16 protein-coding genes and 2 pseudogenes are annotated in these 21739 nt (G+C 73.8%); 11 read left to right on the top strand and 7 right to left on the bottom strand.

The genetic code is table 11. The features are described 5' to 3' along the window. The 5 genes and pseudogenes from AC067N_RS34090 to paaE all read left to right on the top strand — a co-directional run. Positions 1–153: pseudogene (locus AC067N_RS34090) on the top strand (1,2-phenylacetyl-CoA epoxidase subunit PaaA); the annotation flags it as partial. Then, on the top strand, positions 150–470 hold the full coding sequence (gene paaB, locus AC067N_RS34085) for a 1,2-phenylacetyl-CoA epoxidase subunit PaaB (RefSeq protein WP_478682798.1): 321 nt from the start codon (positions 150–152) through the stop codon (positions 468–470). The pseudogene AC067N_RS34090 and the gene paaB, both read left to right, overlap by 4 nt. Positions 471–480: 10 nt before the next feature. Further along, a complete protein-coding gene (gene paaC / locus AC067N_RS34080; RefSeq protein WP_478682797.1) occupies positions 481–1308 on the top strand; it encodes a 1,2-phenylacetyl-CoA epoxidase subunit PaaC in 828 nt (275 codons plus the stop codon). Next, the gene (paaD, locus tag AC067N_RS34075; protein ID WP_478682796.1) at positions 1302–1808 is read left to right on the top strand and encodes a 1,2-phenylacetyl-CoA epoxidase subunit PaaD; all 507 of its coding nucleotides are present in this window, start codon (positions 1302–1304) and stop codon (positions 1806–1808) included. The genes paaC and paaD overlap by 7 nt, the downstream gene beginning before the upstream one ends. A 102-nt stretch (positions 1809–1910) precedes the next feature. After that, positions 1911–3167, top strand: a complete 1257-nt coding sequence (gene paaE, locus AC067N_RS34070; RefSeq protein ID WP_478682795.1) for a 1,2-phenylacetyl-CoA epoxidase subunit PaaE — start codon at positions 1911–1913, stop codon at positions 3165–3167. 65 nt (positions 3168–3232) lie between these two features. On the opposite strand, the gene AC067N_RS34065 is transcribed toward paaE, so the two are convergent. Further along, the gene (locus AC067N_RS34065) at positions 3233–3709 is read right to left on the bottom strand and encodes an Lrp/AsnC family transcriptional regulator (RefSeq protein WP_478682802.1); all 477 of its coding nucleotides are present in this window, start codon (positions 3707–3709) and stop codon (positions 3233–3235) included. A 415-nt stretch (positions 3710–4124) separates the two neighbouring features. Between AC067N_RS34065 and AC067N_RS34060 the strand changes: the two genes are divergently transcribed. Next, on the top strand, positions 4125–5630 hold the full coding sequence (locus tag AC067N_RS34060) for an FUSC family protein (protein ID WP_478682794.1): 1506 nt from the start codon (positions 4125–4127) through the stop codon (positions 5628–5630). Positions 5631–5738: 108 nt separating this feature from the next. After that, the gene (locus AC067N_RS34055) at positions 5739–6818 is read left to right on the top strand and encodes a lactonase family protein (protein ID WP_478682793.1); all 1080 of its coding nucleotides are present in this window, start codon (positions 5739–5741) and stop codon (positions 6816–6818) included. Between the two features lie 111 nt (positions 6819–6929). Here the strand turns inward: AC067N_RS34055 and AC067N_RS34050 are convergent, their stop codons facing one another. From AC067N_RS34050 to AC067N_RS34035, 4 genes are all read right to left on the bottom strand, one after another. Continuing rightward, positions 6930–7853, bottom strand: a complete 924-nt coding sequence (locus AC067N_RS34050; RefSeq protein ID WP_478682792.1) for a sirohydrochlorin chelatase — start codon at positions 7851–7853, stop codon at positions 6930–6932. Positions 7854–8045: 192 nt separating this feature from the next. Then, a complete protein-coding gene (locus AC067N_RS34045) occupies positions 8046–9077 on the bottom strand; it encodes an N-acetylglucosamine kinase (protein WP_478682791.1) in 1032 nt (343 codons plus the stop codon). After that, entirely contained in the window at positions 9074–9751 is a 678-nt protein-coding gene (locus tag AC067N_RS34040; RefSeq protein WP_478682790.1) for a uracil-DNA glycosylase, read from the bottom strand. Before AC067N_RS34040 ends, AC067N_RS34045 begins: the two co-directional genes overlap by 4 nt. A 183-nt stretch (positions 9752–9934) precedes the next feature. Continuing rightward, positions 9935–11020: a WD40/YVTN/BNR-like repeat-containing protein gene (locus AC067N_RS34035; protein WP_478682789.1), complete on the bottom strand. Its 1086-nt coding sequence runs from the start codon at positions 11018–11020 to the stop codon at positions 9935–9937. 236 nt (positions 11021–11256) lie between these two features. On the opposite strand from AC067N_RS34035, the gene AC067N_RS34030 reads away from it, so the two are divergent. Further along, the gene (locus tag AC067N_RS34030; RefSeq protein ID WP_478682788.1) at positions 11257–11838 is read left to right on the top strand and encodes an Rv1733c family protein; all 582 of its coding nucleotides are present in this window, start codon (positions 11257–11259) and stop codon (positions 11836–11838) included. A gap of 119 nt (positions 11839–11957) precedes the next feature. On the opposite strand, the gene AC067N_RS34025 is transcribed toward AC067N_RS34030, so the two are convergent. Both AC067N_RS34025 and AC067N_RS34020 read right to left on the bottom strand, forming a co-directional pair. Continuing rightward, positions 11958–12740, bottom strand: coding sequence for a pectate lyase (locus tag AC067N_RS34025; RefSeq protein ID WP_478682787.1), 783 nt, complete (start codon positions 12738–12740; stop codon positions 11958–11960). Between the two features lie 36 nt (positions 12741–12776). Next, complete coding sequence (locus AC067N_RS34020; RefSeq protein ID WP_478682786.1) at positions 12777–13754, bottom strand: pectate lyase family protein; 978 nt, start codon at positions 13752–13754, stop codon at positions 12777–12779. 417 nt (positions 13755–14171) lie between these two features. On the opposite strand from AC067N_RS34020, the pseudogene AC067N_RS34015 reads away from it, so the two are divergent. The 3 genes and pseudogenes from AC067N_RS34015 (at position 14172) to AC067N_RS34005 (ending at position 21674) form a co-directional block, all read left to right on the top strand. Next, positions 14172–15433, top strand: a pseudogene (locus tag AC067N_RS34015) (extracellular catalytic domain type 1 short-chain-length polyhydroxyalkanoate depolymerase). A gap of 150 nt (positions 15434–15583) precedes the next feature. Beyond that, a complete protein-coding gene (locus AC067N_RS34010; protein ID WP_478682785.1) occupies positions 15584–16924 on the top strand; it encodes an SGNH/GDSL hydrolase family protein in 1341 nt (446 codons plus the stop codon). A gap of 181 nt (positions 16925–17105) precedes the next feature. After that, positions 17106–21674 (top strand): HAD-IC family P-type ATPase, encoded by a 4569-nt coding sequence (locus AC067N_RS34005; RefSeq protein WP_478682784.1) that lies wholly within the window; start codon positions 17106–17108, stop codon positions 21672–21674. Positions 21675–21739 lie beyond the last annotated feature (65 nt).

The raw sequence follows: 21739 nt of genomic DNA, 5'->3' as shown, positions 1-21739 counted from the left end.
CTGAAGCGGGTCATCAGCGGCGACGGGCCGTGCAACGACCAGCGGATGGAACGCCGCAGGACGGCCCACGAGGAAGGCGCCTGGGTGCGTGAGGCGGCCACCGCCCACGCGGCCCGGCAGAACGAGCGAGCCCGGAAGGGGACAGCGGCATGAGCGGCACGAACGACGGTGGCACGGCGCGCGTGGACAAGGGCGACTGGCCGCTGTACGAGGTGTTCGTGCGGGGCAAGCGCGGCCTGAACCACGTCCATGTGGGTTCCCTGCACGCCGCCGACGACCGGATGGCCCTCACCCACGCCCGCGACCTCTACACCCGCCGCAACGAGGGCGTCTCCCTCTGGGTGGTGCGCAGCGAGCACATCGCCGCCTCCACCCGCGACGAGAAGGACCCCTTCTTCGAGCCCAGCGCCGACAAGGTGTACCGCCACCCCACGTTCTACGACATCCCCGACGACGTCCCGCACATCTGAGGAGCAGGGCATGAGTGACGACCACGTCTACATGACCCTCGCCGAGGGACACGACGACGACACCCGCTGGGCGTACGGCACCGGTTTCGAGGACCCCCTCCACGGGGTCGACACCGGCGTGCCCGAGGGCGTCGACGCCCGGGAACTGGCCCTGGTCTGCGTGGCACTGGCCGACGACGCCCTGGTCTCGGCGCAGCGGCTGGCCGAGTGGACCACCCGCGCGCCGGAGTTGGAGGAGGAGGTGGCCCTGGCGAACATCGGCCTCGACCTGCTCGGCCAGGCCCGCCTGCTGTACTCCCGCGCCGGCCAGGTCGACGGCACCGGCCGCGACGAGGACGCCTACGCCTACTTCCGGGACCCCGGCGACTTCCGCAACGTACGCCTCGCCGAACTCCCCAACGGTGACTTCGCGTTCTCCGTCGTCCGGCTCCTGGTCCTGTCCAGCTGGCGCCTCGCGCACTTCGAGCGGCTGGTGGACCACCCCGACCCCGTCCTCGCGGCGATCGCGGCCAAGGGAGTCAAGGAGCTGACCTACCACCGCCAGTACGCGGCCGACTGGGCCGTACGGCTCGGCGACGGCACCGAGGAGTCGCACCGGCGGATGCGCAAGGCGCTGGAGCGGGTGGGTCCGTACTTCGGGGAGCTGTTCACCGCGTACGACGTGCGGGACGAGGTCGTCGCCGTGCTGCGGCAGGTCACGGAGGCCGCCGGGCTGCCCATGCCGGTGTACCGGCCGCTGCCGGGCGCCGGTCGCGCCGGGGACCACACCGAGCACCTCGCGCCGCTGCTCGCCGAGCTGCAGAGCGTGGCCCGCGCCCATCCGGAGGCGACATGGTGACCGCCCTCCTCGACGCACGCCGGGCCAGGCACGTCGCCGAGCAGGTGCCGGACCCCGAGCTGCCGATGCTGACCCTCGCCGACCTGGGCGTCCTGCGGGACGTGGAGCTGACCGGCGACGGCACGGTGATCGCGAGCCTCACCCCGACCTACTCGGGCTGCCCGGCCATGGCCGAGATGCGGGCCGACGTGGCGGCGAGGCTGCGCGCCGCCGGGTACGACCGCGTGGAGATCCGCACCGTCCTCAGCCCGCCCTGGACCACCGACTGGATCACGGAGACGGGCCGTCGCAAGCTGGCCGAACACGGCATCGCCCCGCCGGGGGCCGCTCCCCGAGGCCCGGTCCCCCTCCAGCTGTCCCCCACCCGGCGCACGGTCCCGTGCCCCCGCTGCGGCTCCCAGGACACCCGGGAGACCTCCCGGTTCGCCGCCACCTCCTGCAAGTCCCTGTGGCGCTGCCACAGCTGCCGCGAGCCGTTCGAGCACGTCAAGGAGATCTGAATGAAGGGCTTCACCGAAGGGCCGACGGGAGGCCTTCGCGGGGGACCGGTGGCGGGGCCGCGGGACGAGCCGGCCGGCGCCGGGGGCACACAGGGGAAACCGATGGCGGGACTGGTGAACGAGGCCCCGGGAGGGGCGGACGAGCAGCCGTCTGCCGGGCTGCGGCGCGAGCCGCTCCAGGGCCCGCGGGGCGCCGAGGCGGACACCTCGGGTGAGGCTGCCGGTTCGGCCGTCTCCTCCCTGCCCGGGCCGGGCAGGGAGGACGGCGGCGCGCCGACCGTACGCCCGCGCGTCCGACGCCGTCCCGTCTTCCACGCCCTGCGCGTCGCCGAAGTGCGGCCGCTGTGCGAGGACGCGGTGGCGGTCGGGTTCGAGATCCCGGAGGAACTCGCCGAGGAGTTCGCGTTCGCGCCGGGCCAGTCGCTCACGCTGCGGCGCGAGATCGACGGGCGGGACGAACGCCGCTCGTACTCGATCTGCTCACCGGCGGGTTCGGCACCGCGCATCGGCGTCCGGGTCGTACCGGGCGGCCTGTTCTCCTCCTGGCTAGTGAACGACGTACACCCCGGCGACACCGTCGAGGTGATGCCCCCCACCGGTTTCTTCACCCCGGACCTCACCGCCCCCGGCCATCATGTGCTGATCGCGGCGGGCTCCGGCATCACCCCGATGATCTCCATCGCCGAGTCCGTCCTGGCCGCCGACCCCCGATCCACGGTGACCCTCTTCTACGGCAACCGACGCACGGGCACCGTGATGTTCGCCGACGAACTCGCCGACCTGAAGGACCTGTACCCGGCGCGTTTCCAGCTGGCCCACGTGCTGTCCCGTGAGCCGCGCGAGGCGGAGCTGCTCTCGGGCCGCCTGGACGCCGACCGCCTCTCCGCCCTCATCGGCTCCCTCGTCGACGTCGACACGGCGGACCACTGGTGGCTGTGCGGCCCCCACGGCATGGTCCGCGACGCCCAACGGGTCCTCACCGGCCTCGGTGTCCCCGCCGACCGCGTCCACCAGGAACTCTTCTACGCCGACGACGAGCCCGTCCGCGAGGTGCGCCACGAGGAGGCCGCAGCCGAGGGCCCGGTCAGCGAGGTCACCATCACCCTCGACGGCCGCACCACCACCGCGCCGCTGCCCCGCGACCGCACGATCCTCGACGCCGCCCAGCGCACCCGCCCCGACCTCCCCTTCGCCTGCAAGGGCGGCGTCTGCGGCACCTGCCGCGCGCTCGTCCCCGACGGCAAGGCGGACATGCGCCGCAACTACGCGCTGGAACCGGCGGAGGTGGCCGCGGGCTACGTCCTGACCTGCCAGACGTACCCCGTCTCGGAGACCCTGACGGTCGACTACGACACGTGACGCGAGGCTGCGGGTGGGCGGGGAGGGCGGGCCGCAGTCCCGAGCGGTCACCGCCCGCTCGACGATCAGCTCCCGGCCGACCGGCCGACCGACTCCACCAACGGCAGCAGCCGGTACGGCACCCGCTCCCGCAGCGCGATCTCCGTACGGGTGCGTACCACACCGGGCAGGCTGATCAGCGCCTGGATCACATCCTCCAGATGCGCGTTGTCCCGGGCCACCACCCGGGTCAGCAGATCACCGCCGCCCGTGATGGAGAACGCTTCGACGATCTCCGGTACGGTCGCCAGCGCGTCCCCCACGTCGTCCAGGTGCCCCTGAGTGACCTCGATGTGGACGAAGGCCAGCACCGGATGCCCGAGCGCGGCGGGGGAGAGCGACGGTGCCGACCCGGTGATCACACCGTCCCGCTCCAACCGGTCGAGCCGCGCCTGCAACGTCCCCCTGGCGACACCGAGCACCCGGGCGTACTCCCGCACACTCGTCCTCGGCTGCTCCAGGAGCAGCCGCAGGATCCGGGTGTCGAGCTCGTCCACGGCCATGATCCGCCGACCTCCCTGCGCCATTCGACGATCATGGAAACGGTACCAATGGCCCAATCGGCCGCCACCTGTGGCGCGTCATGACGGCCTGCCGACCGCCTGCCGTCGAAGGCGGCCCGCGGCGTGCCCAGGAGGCGATCCGGCCCGGAGCTGGTCCGTTGGCCCACCGGATGCCGGGCCAGTCGCCCCTCGCATGGGCCAATGGCCCACCTTCACACCCTCGGGTTGAGCCAATGGGACAAAGATGCTTATCTCTTGTCCTATCCACGTAGTTTCGGCGCCGCGCAGGGCCGGACGGCGACGAGGCCGATCCGGAGCGCGGCGCCCTTCGCTGTGCCCGCCGCCCACTGGGACCCAGACCGCGGCGGACGCGGCACGCACCAGTGCAAGGGGGCGGTACACGGCCATGAAGAGGATGTTCACAGCGCCTGATCCGGGGCGTCTGAGGCTGCGGACCTCCGTCCGTGCCGTCATCGGTGTGGGCGCCGCGGTGGCTCTCTCCGAGCTGTGCGGTTTCCCGCTCCCCGCGTCGATCACCGGGGGTCTCGCCGCGCTCCTCGCCCTCTTCACCGTCACCGACGGCACGGTCCGCGCCCAGCGGATCACCACCGCCCTGCTTCCCCTGGCCGGATTCCCGGTCCTGGCGTTCGCCACCACCCTGCACGACCTCACGGCCGCCCGCGATGCCGCCTTCGTCGTCACGGTCTTCTGCGGGGTCTACGCCCGCCGCTGGGGAGCACGCGGCCAGGCGCTCGGCATCTTCGCCTTCATGAGCTTCTTCGTCACGCAGTTCCTCCACGCGGTCCCCGCGCAACTGCCCGGGCTCTACGCCGCCATGGCACTCGCCCTGCTGGTCGCCGGGGCGGTGCGCTTCGTCCTGTGGCCCATCGAACGCGGTACCCCGCCGGTCGCTGCCCCCGCCGAGACGCCCCGGACGGGCCTGGACCGCCCCACCACCCGGCAGGCCTTCCAGGCCGCGGCCGCGTGCGCGGTCGCGCTCGTGGCCGGCCAGGGGTTCTCCGAGGAGCGCTGGTACTGGGCCGTCGGCACCGCCTGGTGGATCTTCGTCAACACCACATCCCGGGGCGAGACCCTGGTCCGCGGATTCCGTCGCGTCCTCGGGACCGTGCTCGGCGTCGCCGTCGGCCTTCTCGTGGCCGTCCCGCTGGACGGGGCACCCCTGGCGTCGGCCGCGCTCGTCGCGCTCTGCGTGTTCGGGATCTTCTACACCGCGGCCGTCTCGTACTCCTGGATGATGCTGGCCGTCACCGTCATGGCCAGCCTCCTCTACGGCCTGCTGGGCGTCCTCGACGCCCGGCTGCTCGCGCTCCGGCTCGTCGAGACCGGCGTGGGCGCCGGGTGCGCGGTGCTGGCCGTGTTCCTCGTCCTGCCGGTCACCACCCACGCGACGAACGACGCGTGGATCCAGCGGGCCCTGCACTGTGTGCACGCCGCCGCGACCGAGACGGCCGCCCGGCTCGAAGGCGACCCCGACGCCGACCCGGCCCCACACGCCGCCGAGCTGAAGGCGCTGTTCGGCCGGGCCCGCGTCGCCCTCGCCCCGCTGGTGCATCCGCTGAACCCGTTCCGCACCCGCAAGGCGCGCGCCCGTCAGGCCCTGCGCCTGCTCGACGACTGCGTCAGCGAGGTCCACGCCCTGGTATCGGCCACCGCCGAGCCGCCCGCCTCGCACGAGGCGTCCCTCGTGGCCGCCTGCTGGCGTGTGAAGGCCGCGGTGGAGGCCCTGACCGTCCACGAGACCCGGGCCCCGGCCTGGCCGCAGCACCTCACCGGCCAGGAAGCCCCGCATCAGCCGGAACCCGGCACCCCCCTGGTCCACCTCCACAACCTGGAACGGACCCTGGTGGACCTGGCCATGCCCCTCGGCAGGACCTCGGGCTCCCGGCTGGCCGGCTCCTGACCGTCGGCGGTCCGCCGCCCCGCCGGACGGGACCGGCAGGCGCCTCCCTTTTGGTCTAGACCTGCTGCTACTCTCGCCCGCACCGAACACCACCGGGAGGGGACGTCAGTGGCAGCAGTACACGGGAACCGGGGGCGCCGCGCGTACATCGGCTCGTTCACGGCGGCGGGAGGCGCCGGCGTCCTCGTCGCCGACGTGGAAGAGGGCAGCGGCGCCCTGAGCCTCGGCGGAGGCGCCGCGAACGACATCCCCGACCCGTCGTACCTCGCCCTCTCCGCGGACGGCGAGACGCTCTACGCGGTCAGTGAGACCGTCGACGGCGCGGTCGCCGCCTACCGGGTGACGGACGACAGGCCCGCACTGACCGGCCCGCCCGTGCCGGTCGGCGCCGGCCCCACCCACCTGTGCGTGTTCGACGGCCATCTGCTGACCGCCGACCACGCCGCCGGCGGCGTCACCGCCGTGCCCCTGCGTCCCGACGGCACCCTCGCGCCCGCCGCGTCCGGCGTCCTGCGCCACACCGGGTCGGGACCGCATCCGGATCACCAGCGGAGTCCCCACGCCCACCAGGTGGTGCCCGTCCCGGCCGGCGACCGGTTCCTCTCCGTCGACCTGGGCACCGACACGGTGCGGGTCTGCGCCCTGGACGACGGCGTGCCCGTCGTGCGCGGCGGGACCCGGCTGCGGCCGGGCTCCGGTCCGCGCCACCTCGCCTTCGCCCCGCCGCCCGGGACGGACCCGACGTCCCCCGGGGCCGCCCCGGACGGCTCCTGCGTCCATGTGCTGAACGAACTGGCCCCGACCGTCACCGTGTGCCGCTGGAACGCCTCGGACGGCCTTCTGGAGCCCCTGGAGGAGACCCCGGTGCTTCCGGCCGCCCCGGACGGCGACGCGTATCCCTCGGGCATCGTCGTGTCGCCCGACGGCCGCTTCGTGTGGACGGCGACCCGCGGCACGGACGTCCTCTCCGTGCTCGCCGTCGAGGGGCCCGCCCTGCGCCTGGTCACCACCGTCCCCTGCGGCGGCCGCTGGCCCAGGGACCTCACCTATGCGGCGGGCACGCTGTACGTCGCCAACCAGCACTCCGGGGACGTCACCTGGTTCACGGTCGACCCGGACACGGGCGTCCCGGTCCGCGCCGGCTCGATCGAGGTGCCCGCCGCCTCGTGCGTGGTCCTGGACGTCTGACGACTGCGGGGGCAGAGCGCGGTCGGGGCACGCACACGGCCGAGGGCCCGCTCCTGCGAGAGGAGCGGGCCCTCGGCCGTACGGGTCGATGCGGACCGGACGCGGCCGGGGTCAGCGGACCGGCATGCCCTGCTGCTGCGGCGGGGCGATGCCGAGCGCCGTCGTGTACTTGCCGAGCGCCAGCTTGCCGATCGCCGGGTAGGCCCCGAGGGCCTCGGCCGCGGAGCACCCCGCCTCCGACGCGGCGTCCTCGACCAGGGCGGCGTCGATCTCCGGCCCGATCAGGTACGGGGCGAGCGCGAGCTGCTGGGACCCGGAGGAGCGCAGCTGCTCGGCCACGGAGCTGATCGAACCCTCCTGGTCGAGCGCGGCGGCCATCACCGGCACCGCGAGCCGCGCGGCCAGCAGCATGCCCGTGATGCCGGCCGCCTGCACGGCCTCGTCGCCGCCCACGGAGGCGAGGATGATGCCGTCCGCGGCGGTCGCGACGGTGAACAGCCGGGCACGGTCGGCACGCGCCAGACCCGCCTCGGACAACCGCACGTGCAGGGCCTCGGCGAGCAGCGGGTGCGGGCCGAGGACATCGGTCAGCTCGGCCGCGATCCGGCTCTCCATGACGGCCTGGCGGACCTGGCGGAGCGTCGCGCTGTCCGGGCCGGCCAGCAGGGGCACGACGACGGCGACGGGGCCGTCCGGCTCCTTGACGTCCAGACCGGCGGCGCGCGCCTGCTCGTAGCGGGCGGTGCGCTCCTCGGCGGCGCCCGTGAGCACCGACTGCAGCGTGGGGAACTCGTCGCCGCCGCCGTCGACGTAACCGATGCGGGCGTCGAGGCCGGGCAGCTCGGAGCGCGCGATGCTCACGACCTCCTCGGCGAGGCTGCGCGTGGCGGCGCTGGGCGTGCCCGGCACCGCGAGGAGCAGCGCGGGCGCGCCCTCGGGAGCCGCCAGGGGTTCCGGTCGGCGGTGCCGGCCGGGCTGGCGGGGTCGCGGCATTCGTACTGGCAGGCCGGACGCGGGCCCAGTGGGGGAGCTCATGGCGCCGCATGTTACTTGTTTCCGGGGTTCCCCTGTTCGGGGAGGGTGCAGGTGAGCGGTATCCGTCCGGATTTGTCTGATGAGTTACGTGTCGATCGGGGTGATCGATACCGCATTTGTCTGCCGAGCAGCGCTCTTGGCAGGCCACAGTGGTGCTTGTCCGACAGGGTGCTTTGGTCCGTATTTCAGGTACTACTTTTCGGCCACCGTATACAACAGCCGCTCGTCGTACGGCAATCGGAGGTCACCGGTGGCCAGACCGGTCGCGATCCGTACGGCACCGTGCAGCGGATCGCCCTCCGCGGGCACCCTTCGCGCATGCGGCAGCCGCTCGGCCAACTCCGCCTCCAGCGGTACGAGAAGGGGTGCCCCCAGCTTGAACAGGCCACCGGTGAGGGCCACCAGGGGCGCGTCCGACGCCGGGCAGACGGCGGCCGCGGCGTCGGCCATGTGCCGGGCCGCGGCGCGCAGGATGTCCGCCGACACCGGATCGCCGCCCGCGCAGGCGGCCACCTCGGGTGCGAAGGAGGCCAGCACCGCCGGGCGGTCCGGCCGGGGGTACAGCCGCCCGGGCAGTCCGTCCGGCGGGCCGAACACCCTCTCCGCGCGCGCCAGGAGCGGGTCCGAGCCGCCACTGCGTCCGTCGTGGGCCCGCAGCGCCGCCTCCAGCCCCGCCCGCCCGATCCACGCCCCGCCCCCGCAGTCCCCGAGCAGATGGCCCCAGCCGTCCGCCCGGCGCCAGGCCCGTAGATCGGTGCCGACCGCGATCAGCCCCGTACCGGCGGCGATCACGGCACCGGGCCGCGTGCCCAGCGCGCCGGTGTACGCGGTGACGGCGTCGGCCGCCAGTGCGATCCGCCGGACTCCCAGTTCACGGGCGAACGCGGACGGCAGCTCGGCGCGCAGCCGCTCCCCGAGCGTGGCGAACCCGGCCGCCCCGACGGCGACCGCTGCGGGACGCTCCCGTCCGGCGGCCTCGAGAAGCTGCCGGGCCCCGGGGAGCACCAGTTCCAGCAGATGCCCGGCGTCGATGCCCCGGTCGCCGGTGCGCACCGGCGATCCGGAAGCCGGCGCCTCCCCGACCACCGTGCCACCGACGGCCAGCGCCACCCGCAACCCGGACCCGCCGGAGTCCACCGCGAGCACGACGGGGCCTTCTCCGCCGCGCGTCGAGGCGGGCACCGGTCCCGGCCGCTCCTCGGACGGTGCCCCGGCCGTCGTCATGGCAGACGCCAGTCCACGGGTGTGCCGCCCTGACGGGTCAGCAGGTCGTTGGCGCGGCTGAAGGGGCGGGAGCCGAAGAAGCCGCGGTCGGCCGACATGGGGGAGGGGTGCGCGGACTCGATGGACGGCAGATCGCCCAGCAGAGGGCGGAGGTTGCGGGCGTCGCGGCCCCAGAGGATCGACACCAGGGGGCGCCCGCGCGCGGCCAGCGCTCGTATCGCCTGCTCGGTGACCTCCTCCCAGCCCTTCCCCCGGTGTGCCGCCGGTCTGCGCGGGGCCGTGGTGAGCGCCCTGTTGAGCAGCAGGACGCCCTGCCGGGTCCAGGGCGTCAGATCGCCGTTGGCCGGCGGTGGCAGCCCCAGGTCGTTGCCGAGCTCCCGGTAGATGTTGATCAGACTGCCCGGGAGGGGCCGTACCTCCGGGGCCACCGAGAAGGACAGCCCCACCGCGTGACCCGGCGTCGGATACGGGTCCTGGCCGACGATGAGGACGCGGACGTCGTCGAAGGGCTGCTGGAAGGCGCGGAGGACATTCGGTCCCGCCGGGAGATAGGTGCGTCCCGCGGCGATCTCCGCGCGCAGGAAGTCGCCCATCCGGGCGATCTGTCCGGCCACGGGCTCCAGCGCCTTCGCCCAGCCCGCTTCGACGATTTCATGCAACGGTCGTGGTGCCACGGCGTCACCCTACTGCCGCGGCGGCGATGACGATCAACCACCGGCCGCGCCGTGACCGAGGCCGACCGTTTCGGTGCCGAAACCCACGCGATCCGGGCCGACTCGGCGGTCGGAGCGCGTGCGTGGTCGGCAGGGACCGGGCAATGAACGACATGGGCCCGCCTCCCCCGTCCACCCTCGCCGTCAGCCGACCACCGCCGCCCTTACGCACAGCACGTCCGGCAGGTGGGACGCCAACTGCCGCCAGGTGTCCCCGTCGTCCGCCGACGCGTACACCTCGCCGTTGCGGTTGCCGAAGTAGACGCCCGCCGGGTCCGCGTCGTCCGTGCACATCGCGTCGCGCAGCACCGTGCCGTAGTGGTCCTCCGCGGGCAGGCCGGTGGACAGCGGCTCCCAGCTCCCGCCCGCGTCCGCCGTGCGGAACACCCGGCAGCGGTGGTCGGCGGGGACACGGTCCGCGTCCGCGTTGATGGGGAACACATAGGCGGTGTCCCCGCGGTGCGGGTGGGCCGCCGCGGCGAACCCGAAGGTGGAGGGCAGCCCCTCGCCGATGTCCGTCCAGTGCGCTCCGCCGTCGTCGCTGCGGTAGACGCCCCAGTGGTTCTGCAGATACAGCCGGTCGGGGGTCGCCGCGTCCCGGGTGACCTTGTGCACGCACTGGCCGAACTCCGGGTCGGGGTCCGGCAGGAACACCGCGGAGACCCCGGAGTTGGACGGCGTCCAGCTCGCGCCGCCGTCCTCGGTGCGGAACACCCCGGCGGCGGACACGGCGACGGTCACCGCGCGCGGGTCGCGCCGGTCGGTGAGGATGGTGTGCAGTCCCTCGCCGCCACCGCCCGGCTGCCACTTGTCGCGGGTCGGGTGCTCCCACAGGGGCCGTACCAGCTCGAAGGTCTCGCCGCGGTCCGCGGAGCGGTACAGCGCGGCCGGCTCCGTGCCCGCGTACACCACGTCCGGTTCGGCGGCCGACGGGTGCAGCTGCCACACCCGCTCCAGGGAGGCGCCCGTGTCCTTGGGGAACTTCACGGCCGGGCGGGCCGGTTCGGTCCAGGTGCGCCCGAGGTCGTCGGAGTGGAACACGGAGGGTCCCCAGTGGGCGCTGTCGCCCCCGACGAGGAGGCGTGGTGTGGCCGCGCGGGTGTCGATCGCGACCGAGTAGACGGCCTGCGCGTTGAAGTACGGGCCGGCGTCGAACTCCCAGGCGCCGCCTCGCCGCCGCCCGATGAACAGGCCCTTGCGCGTGCCTACGGTGAGCAGTACCTCGGCCATCCCGGCCACCTCCTGGACATCGTCGTCTCAGTCACGGGCCAGTCTGCACCCAGCCACTGACAGTCACCCCTCGGAACGGTGTTGCCGCAGGTCGGACGGCATGTGGCAAGGGGGTGCGGGAAGCGGGATCGAGCCAAGGGGCGGCGGGTGACCCATGTCGCATGAGCAGCGCCGGGGCCGCCGCCGTATGGGAGAGCGGTCCGGCTGTCCTGTGTGCGTGAGGGAGGGTGCCCCCGATGGTGGCATTCCGTGGTCCGAAGGTGTGGCTGTGGCGCTGGCGGCGGAACCCGCTCAAACGGCGCGGTGACCGGCTGGAGTCCTGGGTCCTGCTCGTCGCCTGGCTCCTCACCGTGGGCGGCGGGGTGGTCGCCGGGCTGCTGTCCGCGCACTCCGTCGAGTCCGGTCTCGCCCGCCAGCGCGAGGAGTGGCGTCCCGTCGAGGCGCGGCTCGTCGAGGACGCGCCGGAGCCGGGAGCCCCCGACGGAGCGGGGGCCGAGAGGGTGTGGGCGAAGGTGCGCTGGGCGGCGCCGGACGGCTCCGTGCGCGAGGGCCAGGCCCGGGTCGACCCGGCAGAGGTCATGGGCACCCCGGTCACCGTCTGGACGGACGCCGGGGGCCGGTTGGTGACCAGGCCCGCAGGTGAGTCCCAGGCCCGGCTGCGGGCCACCCTGGTAGGCGGTCTGGCGGGGCTCTTCGTGGCGGCCGTGCCCTACGCCGGGGGCAGGCTCGTCCGCGGCCGGCTGGAGCGGCGGAGGATGGACGAGTGGGACGAGGCGTGGGAGCGCGTCGCCCCCCTGTGGGGGCGCAAGATCTGGTGAGCGCGCCCCGGTCGCACGCCGACGCCCCGGCGGCCGACGACCGGGGGCCGGACGAGGCCCGTGGGGGAGGGCTCCGTCCGGCCGTGGGGAGCGGACTCACCGGTGGGTGACGAGCAGCCTCACCTGTAGGTGATGTCCGAGCTGGAGTACAGGCAGTTGGTGCTGTCGGGACCCGTTCCGACGGCCGTGGTGTTGTTGTACTTCTGGCAGGGGACGACCTTGCGGCCGCTGTCGTTCAGGATCGTGATCCTGCGCAGTGTCGCCACGTCGCCCCGGTTGACGTTGATGCCGACGAGCCGGGCGGTGGAACCCGTTCCGGTGACCTCGATGTTGTTGAGGTTCACCTTGCGGGTGTACTGCGTGGAGCAGTCGCCGCACGAGCGGTACAGCGTCTTGAACTCGCTGACGGCGAAGTTGGAGATGTTCAGGGTCCCCGGCCCGTTGTGCTGGAAGACCTTGTCCGCGGCCTTCCTGGCGCCGCCGCCGGTCACCGTGTAGGTGGAGCCGCCGCGGAAGGTCGCGGCGTCCTCGCCGACGTCCTCCCACCACACGTTCTGCAGGGTGCAGTTGCCCTCGCAGTGGATGCCGTCGGCGCCGGGCGCGCCGATGATGACGTTCTTGAGCGTCGCGCCGGCCGCGAGCTTGAAGATCGGGTCCTGGCCCTCCTCCTGACCGTCGCCGGCCAGCCCGCCGCTGCCGTAGTAGCGCACCATGCCGCCGTCCCGGACGCCGGACACCGAGATGGTGGAGGAAACCGGCTGGCTGCCGGAGGCCGACGGCCAGGTGGCGGCGCTCGCCGGAGTGGCGCCACTCGTCATGATCATGCCAAACGAAAGGCCGAACGCGGCCATCGTCCCGGTCAGCGCGCGCGTCCGGGCGCGCGTACGTGCCGCAGAAGTCATGTCCCGATTCCTTCTGTCTCCGAGCGGATGGGGGGGTCAGAGCTTTCCGGCGCCCGCGCCCGACGTCACCGACGCGACGACGGAGGAGGCGGGCTCCGCGGTGTAGCCGTAGGGCGGGGAGGTGAACGTCCCCGTCCGGGAGATCTCGGTGGCGGCCCCACCGAGGTCGTTGCCGCGCAGATTGGCGTGGCCGTCCACGTCACTGCTGCGGTTCGTGGTGACAGCGACCTTCGTGTTCCGGAAGACGTTGTTCTCCACGAGCATCTGGGCGCCCATGCGCGAGTGGCAGGCGGTGTCGGCGCCGTCCACGTAGTTGTTGTAGAAGTGCCCGGTGCCGAAGCGCAGGCTGGGGATGCGCGAGTAGACGTCGCTGAAGTGGTTGTGGTGGTACGTCACCTTCAGGTGGCCGGTGTCCTCGGAGGCGTTGTTGTCGCTGTGGCCGACGAGTGAGCCCTTGAAGTGGTTCTTGAAGGTGTTCCAGGACACCGTCACGTTGTCCGAGCCGTGGTTGACGTCCAGAAGGCCGTCGTAGTGGTCCTTGTCGTGATCGCGGTCGGCGGAGAAGGAGTTGTGGTCGATCCACACCCTCGTCGACTCCTGGACCGTGATCCCGTCCGCGGGCGCGACCGGCTTGCTGATGTTCAGGTTGCGGACGACGACGTTGGTCTCCTCCTTGATCCGCAGGCCGCCCCCGGTGAATCCGGAGGAGGAGCCCACGCCCAGCACCGTGGTGTTGGAGCCGATGTCGACCTGGCCGCTCAGTGTTATCAGGCCGCTGACGCGGACGACCTTGGCCGCGTCACCGGTGACGGCGCTCCTGAAGGCCGCCAGGGTCGAGACGGTGACCGGGGACGTGCCGCCACCTCCGGTGGTGCCGGCGCCGTAGCCGATCGGAGAGGTCTCGGCAGCCCCCGCGGACTGCGGCAGGGCGAGCACCGCGGCTGCCGCGAGAGCGGTCGCCGCGGCGACCAGGGATGTTCTCTGCGCCTGTGTGCGTGGGGGGATGGTACGCATGCGGGTGCGTCCCTTCAGCTAGAACTGACGGGCCATGTACGTGAACCTTGTGCGCCATGTTGACCGCCGAGAGCAGGTCGGGTGATCGAGCTGGGGGACTCGACTCCCAGGAAGGTGCTTGATTGCAGGAAGATGGGACTCAGGTGCCCCTCTTCCACCCCCGGAGTGGCGATGGCGCTGGTTCACACTGCTGAACGGAACGTAGAGGGCAAGCGCTTTCTAGTCAACGCCTCGCGCAAAAGACCATGGGACGCCCCGGATGGGGCGGGCGTCTCGGCCGGCCGGTCCGGCGCATGCGCTCCGGTGGCGTGCCGGAAGCGAATTCTTTCGACGTGTGGGAGCGCTTCCAGGGTGGCCATGTGCATGCCACGATGCTCGGCGGACGCTTCCCTCCCGGCCCGCTGAAGGGACAACGACGTGCCCCGAACCCCCCACCGCACCGCACGCCGACCGCTCCGAAAAGCCCTCGTCGCGCTGCTCGGAGCCCTGGTGCCGTTACTCGCGGCCGCGTTCCTCACCGCGCCGGCGGCCTCGGCCGCGCCGCCCCCGAAGCCGTCGTCGCTCGCGCAGGCCGCGCCGGACGCGGGCGCCGCGCGGCACGCGAAGGCCGAGGCGGCGCCCCGCGCGGCGCTCACCCAGGTCACCAACTTCGGGCAGAACCCGAGCAACCTCCAGATGTACCTGTACGTGCCGAACAACGTCGCCAGGAAACCGGCGATCGTCGTGGCCGTGCACTACTGCACCGGTTCCGGGCCCGCCATGTACAGCGGCACCGAGTACGCCTCGCTCGCCGACCGCTACGGCTTCATCGTGGTGTACCCGTCCGTCACCCGCAGCAGCAAGTGCTTCGACGTCGCCTCGCCGCAGGCGCTGCGCCGGGGCGGCGGCAGCGACCCCGTGGGCATCAAGTCGATGGTCGACTGGACGGTCCGCACCTACAACGCCGACACCGGCAGGGTCTTCGCCACCGGCATCTCCTCCGGCGCGATGATGACCAACGTCCTGCTCGGCGTCTACCCGGACGTGTTCGCCGCGGGCGCCGCCTTCGCGGGTGTCCCCTTCGCCTGCTTCGCCACCACCAACGGCTCCGAGTGGAACAGCGACTGCGCCAACGGAAGGATCATCCGCACCCCGCAGGCGTGGGGTGACCTCGTCCGCGGCGCCTACCCCGGCTACACCGGCCCCCGGCCGCGGATGCAGCTGTGGCACGGCACCCAGGACGACGTGCTGCGGTACCCGAACTTCGGGGAGGAGATCAAGCAGTGGACCAACGTCCGCGGCGTCGGCCAGACGCCGAGCGCCACCGACTCACCCCAGAACGGCTGGACCCGCACCCGCTACGGCGGCACCGGTGACCGGGCACCCGTCGAGGCCGTCAGCCTCCAGGGCGTAGGCCACAACGTGTACGCCTGGGGCATGGGCCAGCGCGTCCTCACCTTCTTCGGCATCACCGGCCAGTGAATCGTGCCCCAATCCCCGGCAGACCTCGGAGGGCGAGAGGTGACCGGCGGCCCGTCACCAACCGGGGCGCCACGAACGGCCCCGCGCACGGTGCCGTGATCGCGACCGGCGTCCCCCGCGACCGCGGGATCGCGCCGGGCGCCGGTCACCAGGCCGACCACTCCGGCGACGGCGCCGCGCCCACCGCCCGGACCCGCCACGGGACGGGCGGCACCTGAGCCGCCGGCCCGTCTCGCCTTCGCCCACCGCCGGGCGCGCGCCGACCGGGCGCGCGCCCTGACACCGCGCGCCTTCGCGCGCCTTGGCGTCGAGTCCCCTCACGCCAGGCCCCTTTCGGCCAAGCCCGTTCCCGGAGAAAGGCATCGCCCGTGCAGTCGTCCAAGCCGTCGAGCGGAGTGTCGCTCGCCCGCCTCGTCGCCGCCTGTGTCCTCGCGCTGGCCCTCGTCGTGACGTCCTCCGCCGTGGTGGCGCTCGTCAGGAGCCCGCAGCCGACCGCCGGCGACGGTGACGCGGTCACCTCCGCCCGGCACTGGGTCAACACCTGGTCGGCGATGCCGCAGCTCACCGAGCCCCACAACATGCCGCCGGCACCGTTCACCGGCGACCGGGCCGTGCTCGTCGACACCACCCTGCGGCAGACCGTGCGTGTCACCACCGGCGGTGACCGCGTCCGACTGCGCTTCTCCAATGCCTTCGGCGGCACCGCACTGCCGCTGACGGCGGTCACCGTCGCCCTCCCGCGGGGCGGGCAGGCCGGGGTCGGCGCGATCGAGCCGGGCACCACCCGGACGGTGACGTTCGGCGGGCGGCGGGACACGACCGTGCCGATCGGCGCCCAGGTCGTCTCCGACCCGCTGGACTTCACCGTGAAGCCGGGCTCCAACCTCACCGTGACCACGTATCTGGCCGAGGGGCAGGCGTCCCTCGCCCTCACCTCCCACCCCGGCTCCCGCACGACCTCGTACCTCCAGCACGGCGACCGCACCCGCGACGAGGACCTCCCCGGGGCCACCCCCACCAACCACTGGTACCTGCTCAGCGACGTCGAGGTCCTCTCCCGGCCCGCCACCACCGCCGTCGCCGTCCTCGGCGACTCGCTCACCGACGGCCGGGGCTCCACCACCAACGGCAACAACCGCTGGCCCGACCAGCTCTTCGACCGCCTGCAGCAGAAGCCGGCCACCCGGGGCATCGCCGTGGTGAACCAGGCGGCCGGCGGCAACCGCGTCCTCAACGACGGCCTCGGCCCCAACGCGCTCGCCCGACTGGACCGCGACATCCTGGCCCACAGCGCCGTCGAACAGCTGATCGTCTTCGAGGGTGTCAACGACATCGGGACGGCCGAGGCCACCCCCGCCGCCCAGCGGCGCGTCACCGCCGACCTCATCGCCGCCTACGACCAGATCATCGTCCGTGCCCACGCCCAGGGCATCCGCGTCTACGGCGCGACCCTGCTGCCGTTCGACGGCAACACGCCGTACGACGACGCCGCGGGGCACCGCGAGGACGCACGGCAGGCGGTCAACACCTGGATCCGCACCAGCGGCCGCTTCGACGCCGTCCTCGACTTCGACCGCGCCGTCCGCGACCCGCAGAACCCGGCCCGTCTCCTCCCCACCCTCCACGACGGCGACTGGCTCCACCTCAACCCGGAGGGCTACCGGGTCCTCGCCGAAGCGGTTCCGGCCCGCCTGCTCCGGCAGAGGTGATGCGGCCTACGGGCACCCTTGAGGGCGCCCGTAGGCCGCGAGGGGGCCTCCCTGGGTCCGGCCGCCTCGGCGATCACAGGCGCCGAACTCGCCCCATCGACCACACACGCGTGGATGACGTGCCGATTCCCGGGAACCCGGCTCCCCCGGAAGGGCATCAGGCGTGAGGTGAGGAAGAGCCATGGCACGAGGTGGCCGGTGGGGTGGCGCAACGGCTGAGCGGGCGCGCACCGGGGGGCTCGGACTGCTGACACGACCGGCGAACGCCGCCGCCGGCTTCGCGCTGACCGGGCCCGGGCTGCTCGCCCGGGGCGCCGGGCCCGCCGTGGGCATGGCCGCGGGAGCGGTGGCCGGAACGGCGCGGGCGACCGTACGGGGTGCGGACGGCGCGGCGCGGGTGTCGCGCGTCGCCCGCAACGCGCTGCCGGGCAGAACCGGCCCCTGGCGCTCCGGCGCCCGGGCCCATCTCGCACTGCGCCCCGAGACACCCGAACGGGTTCACCGCGAGGGCGGCACGGAACACGCGGCCCGCAAGGTGGCCGTGGCACTGGCCGAGCGGCCGGACGTGGCGCTCGCCTACTGGGACCGGGGACTGGCACGGCTGGTGGTGTCCACCGCCGAGGAGGCCCTCGGTGACAAGGTGGTCGACGCGGCGATCGACCTCGCCGCCCGGCACGGGCTGTCGCCGGCCGACGAGGACGTCGAGGGGTATGCCCACCCCGGAGACCCGGCGGGGATACGGGCGGCCGCGACGGCTCTCGCCGCCGACGTACTCGGCACCGGCATGGCCCTGGCCGGCTCCTTCCTGCGGCTGCCACCCGCACCGCGAACGGTCACGGCGGTGGCGACGCTGCTGCGCGAGAACCCCCGCTTCCGCGCCTTCCTGCGCGACCGGCTCGGCCCGTCCCGCATGGACGTACTGCTGGCCGCCGCCAACGCCGCCGTCCACGCCGCGGGCCAGACCCCGATCGCCCTGCTGCTCGACGGAGCGCTGCGCGTCTGCCAGCTGGGGGACACCCTGGCCCGCGCGACCGCCTTCGACACCGTCCACGACCGGGTGTGCACCCCGCGGCGGATCGGCCTGCCCCCGCGTCCCTCCGTACGACCGCCGCTGCGGTCCACCCCCGCACAGGACTACGCCGCCCACGCCTCCACCGGCAGCGTGCTGGGCGCCGCGGCGACCCTGCTCGTCAAGCACGACGGCAAGGAGGCCGCGGAGGCGGTCCTCGCGGGCTCGCCCAAGGCCGCCCGCTACGGCCCCGCCGCCTTCCACTACGTGCTCGGCGCGGGCCTCGCCCGGACCGGAGTCCTGGTCCGCGACACCGAGCGGCTTCGGCACCTGGAGACGGTCGACACCGTCGTCCTGCACCCCAGCGCGCTGCGGAGCCCCGGCTCGGGCGCTGACCCCTGGGCCGAGACCGTGCTCGACGCGGCCCGCCGCGCCGGGCTCGCCGTCGTCATGGTGGACGACCCGGCGCTGCGCGACTTCACGAGCCTCGCCGACCAGGTCGTGACCGGCGACCGGCCGCTGCGCGAGGTGGTGCGGGACCTGCGCGACGAGGGCGCCACCGTCCTGACGGTCGCCCGCTTCCCCTCGGCCGATCCCGAGGAGGGAGCCGAGGACACCCACGTACGCGACGACGCCACGCGCGTGCGGGACGACGGCCCTCGACTCCGGGACCAGGACACGGGGCCACGGCCCGACGCCACCCCGGCGCGCGACGGCATGGAAGTCCTGGACGGCCTGCTCGGCGGTGATGTGGCCGTCGCCCTCGCGGACCGGGACTCCGCCGTCGCCTGGGGCGCGGACGTCCTCGCCCTCAACGGCCTCGCCGACGTATGGCGGCTGCTCACCGCCGTACCCGCTGCCCGAGCGGTGGGCCGCAGGTCGCAGACCCTCGCCCGGTCCGGAGCCGCCCTCTCCGGGCTGCTGGTGGCCATCGGAGAGTCCGACGGGTCGCGCCGCCCGTCGCCGCTGCCCGGCCTGCGTCATGTCCCCGTCGACGTCGGCGCCGCGACGGCCCTGCTCAGCGGCGTGCGCAGCGCCCTCGGTGTGGCGCTGGCCCGAGCGCCGCACCCCCAGCCGCGCACGGCCTGGCACGCGCTCCCACCGGACGACGTCCTCGACCGGCTCGAACACACAGCCGACGAGGAGAGCGACCCCACAGTGGTCGAGCAGGCGACCGGCCGGCTGCACGAGGTCGCCGACGCGGTCGGGCACACTCCGGTCGGCACCCCGGTGCGCTGGACCATGGAGCTGGCGCGGGCCGTGCGGGGCGAACTGGACGATCCGCTCACCCCGGTCCTGGCGGTCGGCTCGGCCGCCTCCGCGATCCTCGGCTCGGTCGTGGACGCCCTCCTCGTCTTCGGCGCGCTGGATCTGAACGCCCTCGTCGGCGGTCTGCAACGGCTGCGTGCCGAACGGGCGCTGTCCGGGCTGCTCGCCGAGCAGCAGCAGAAGGCCCGTGTCGCGCCGCGGGAGACGGACGAGCCGACGAGCCCGCCCGCCGAGGACCCGTCGGCCGAGGACTCGCCGGCCGAGACCGTGGACGCGGCCGTGCTCGGTCCCGGCGACATCATCGAACTGAAGGGCGACGACGTCGTCCCCGCCGACGCCCGGCTGCTGTGGGAGGACGGCCTTGAGGTGGACGAGTCGGCGCTCACCGGTGAGTCCCTCCCGGTGGACAAGCAGACGGCGCCGACCCCCCGCGTTCCCGTGGCAGACCGGAGCTGCATGGTCTTCGAGGGCACCACCGTGGTCGCGGGCCAGGCCAGGGCCGTCGTCGTCGGAACCGGGGACCGCACCGAGGCCGCCCGCGCCGTCGCACTCGCCGCCCGTACGCCCCCGTCCGCCGGAGTCCAGGCCAAGATTCACGAACTCACCCGCAGGGCGCTGCCGTTGACCCTGGCCGGTGGTGCGGCGGTGACAGGTCTCGCACTGCTGCGCGGCACCCCCGTCAAGGAGGCGGTGAGCGGCGGCGTCGCGGTCGCCGTGGCCGCCGTCCCCGAGGGACTGCCCCTGGTCGCCACGGTGGCACAGCTCTCGGCCGCCCGCCGGCTGAGCCGCCGCGGCGTCCTCGTCCGCACCCCGCGCACCCTGGAGGCGCTGGGCCGCATGGACACCGTCTGCTTCGACAAGACGGGCACCCTCACCGAGAACCGCCTCCATCTGGTCCGCGTCACCGAGGCCGACGGCACGGCCCGCAGGCCCAAGGACACGGCCGGCGACGACCCGGCCCGCACCCTGCGCGTCGCAGCCCGCGCCTGTCCCCGGCTGAACGGCGGCTCCCACCGCCCGGTGCACGCCACGGACGAGGCGGTGCTGGACGCGGCCGGTACCGACCCGGAGTGGGAGCAGACCGAGGGCCGGCCCTTCGAGGCGGCCCGCGGCTATGCCGCCGCCGTCGGCACGGGCGGGGACGGCGGCCCCGTACTGGTGGTCAAGGGCGCACCGGAGACGGTCCTGCCCGCCTGCCCCGGCCTTCCGGACCACGCGTCCGGGACCGCCCAGTCGCTCGCCCGCGACGGGCTGCGCGTCCTCGCGGTCGCCGAACGCCCGCTGCGCGCGGGCGAGGAGCCGTCCGCCGCCCTCGAAGAGCCGCTGGACGGACTGGAGTTCACCGGCCTGCTCGCCCTGGCCGACGTACCGCGCGAGACCTCCACCCACCTCGTGCGGGGGCTGCGCGAGGCAGGTGTACGACCGGTCATGCTGACCGGCGACCACCCGCAGACCGCCCGGGCGATCGCCGCCGAACTGGGCTGGCCCGAGGACACGACCGTCGTCACGGGCGACGAACTGGCCTCCGCCGACCGGTCCGTACGCTCCCGGATGCTGCGGGACGCGGGGGTCGTGGCGCGGGTCGCACCCGAGCAGAAGCTTCAGGTCGTGGAGGCGCTGCGGGACGCGGGCCGGGTGGTCGGGATGGTCGGCGACGGCGCCAACGACGCCGCGGCCATCCGCGCCGCCGACATCGGCGTGGGCATCCAGGCCCGCGGCTCCGCGGCCGCCCGGAACGCGGCCGACCTGGTCCTGACCGACGAGGACCTGTCCGTACTGATCGAGGCGGTCACCGAAGGCCGCTCCCTGTGGCACAGCGTCACCGACGCCATCGCCATCCTGATCGGCGGCAACGCGGGCGAGATCGGCTTCGGCATCCTCGGCACGCTGCTCGCCGGACGGGCCCCGCTCTCCACCCGCCAGATGCTGCTGGTGAACCTGTTCACTGACCTGTTCCCGGCGATGGCGGTGGCGGTGACCCCCAAGGAGGAGCCGGACGGCGGGAACGGCGACGACCCGGAGGGCGCCGCCCCGGGCACGGAGCCCCTGGGCACCGAACTCCTCGGCGCGCCCCTGATGCGGCAGATCCGCCATCGCGCCCTGACCACCTGTCTGGGCGCCACCCTCGCCTGGCTGATCGGCCGCTTCACACCGGGCACCGCGCGGCGCTCCACGACGATGGCCCTTTGCGGTGTGGTCGGAACCCAGCTGGCCCAGACCCTCGCCGACCGCCGGCACAGCCCCCTGGTCCGCACCACGGCCCTCGGCTCCGCCGCGGCCCTCGTCGTCCTCGTCCAGATCCCGGCCGTCAGCCACTTCTTCGGCTGCACCCCGCTCGGCCCGTTCGCCTGGGCGGGCATCGCCGCGGCGATCGCCCTCGCGGTGGCCGGCCAGCGGACCCTGCCCGACCTGGAGAAGACGGTCCGGCGGCTGGTGCGGACCCGCACCCCGGCCGAGCCGGGCCCGGCCTGAGGCCGCCGCGCGGAGCGCGCCCGGGGCGAGGCTGGTGTGATGCGCCACGAAAAGAAGGCACCAAT

The organism is Streptomyces sp. NPDC042364 (genome assembly GCF_056437585.1).
Note: the sequence above shows the minus strand (reverse complement) of the source record. Positions and strands in the feature narration are given on the sequence as shown.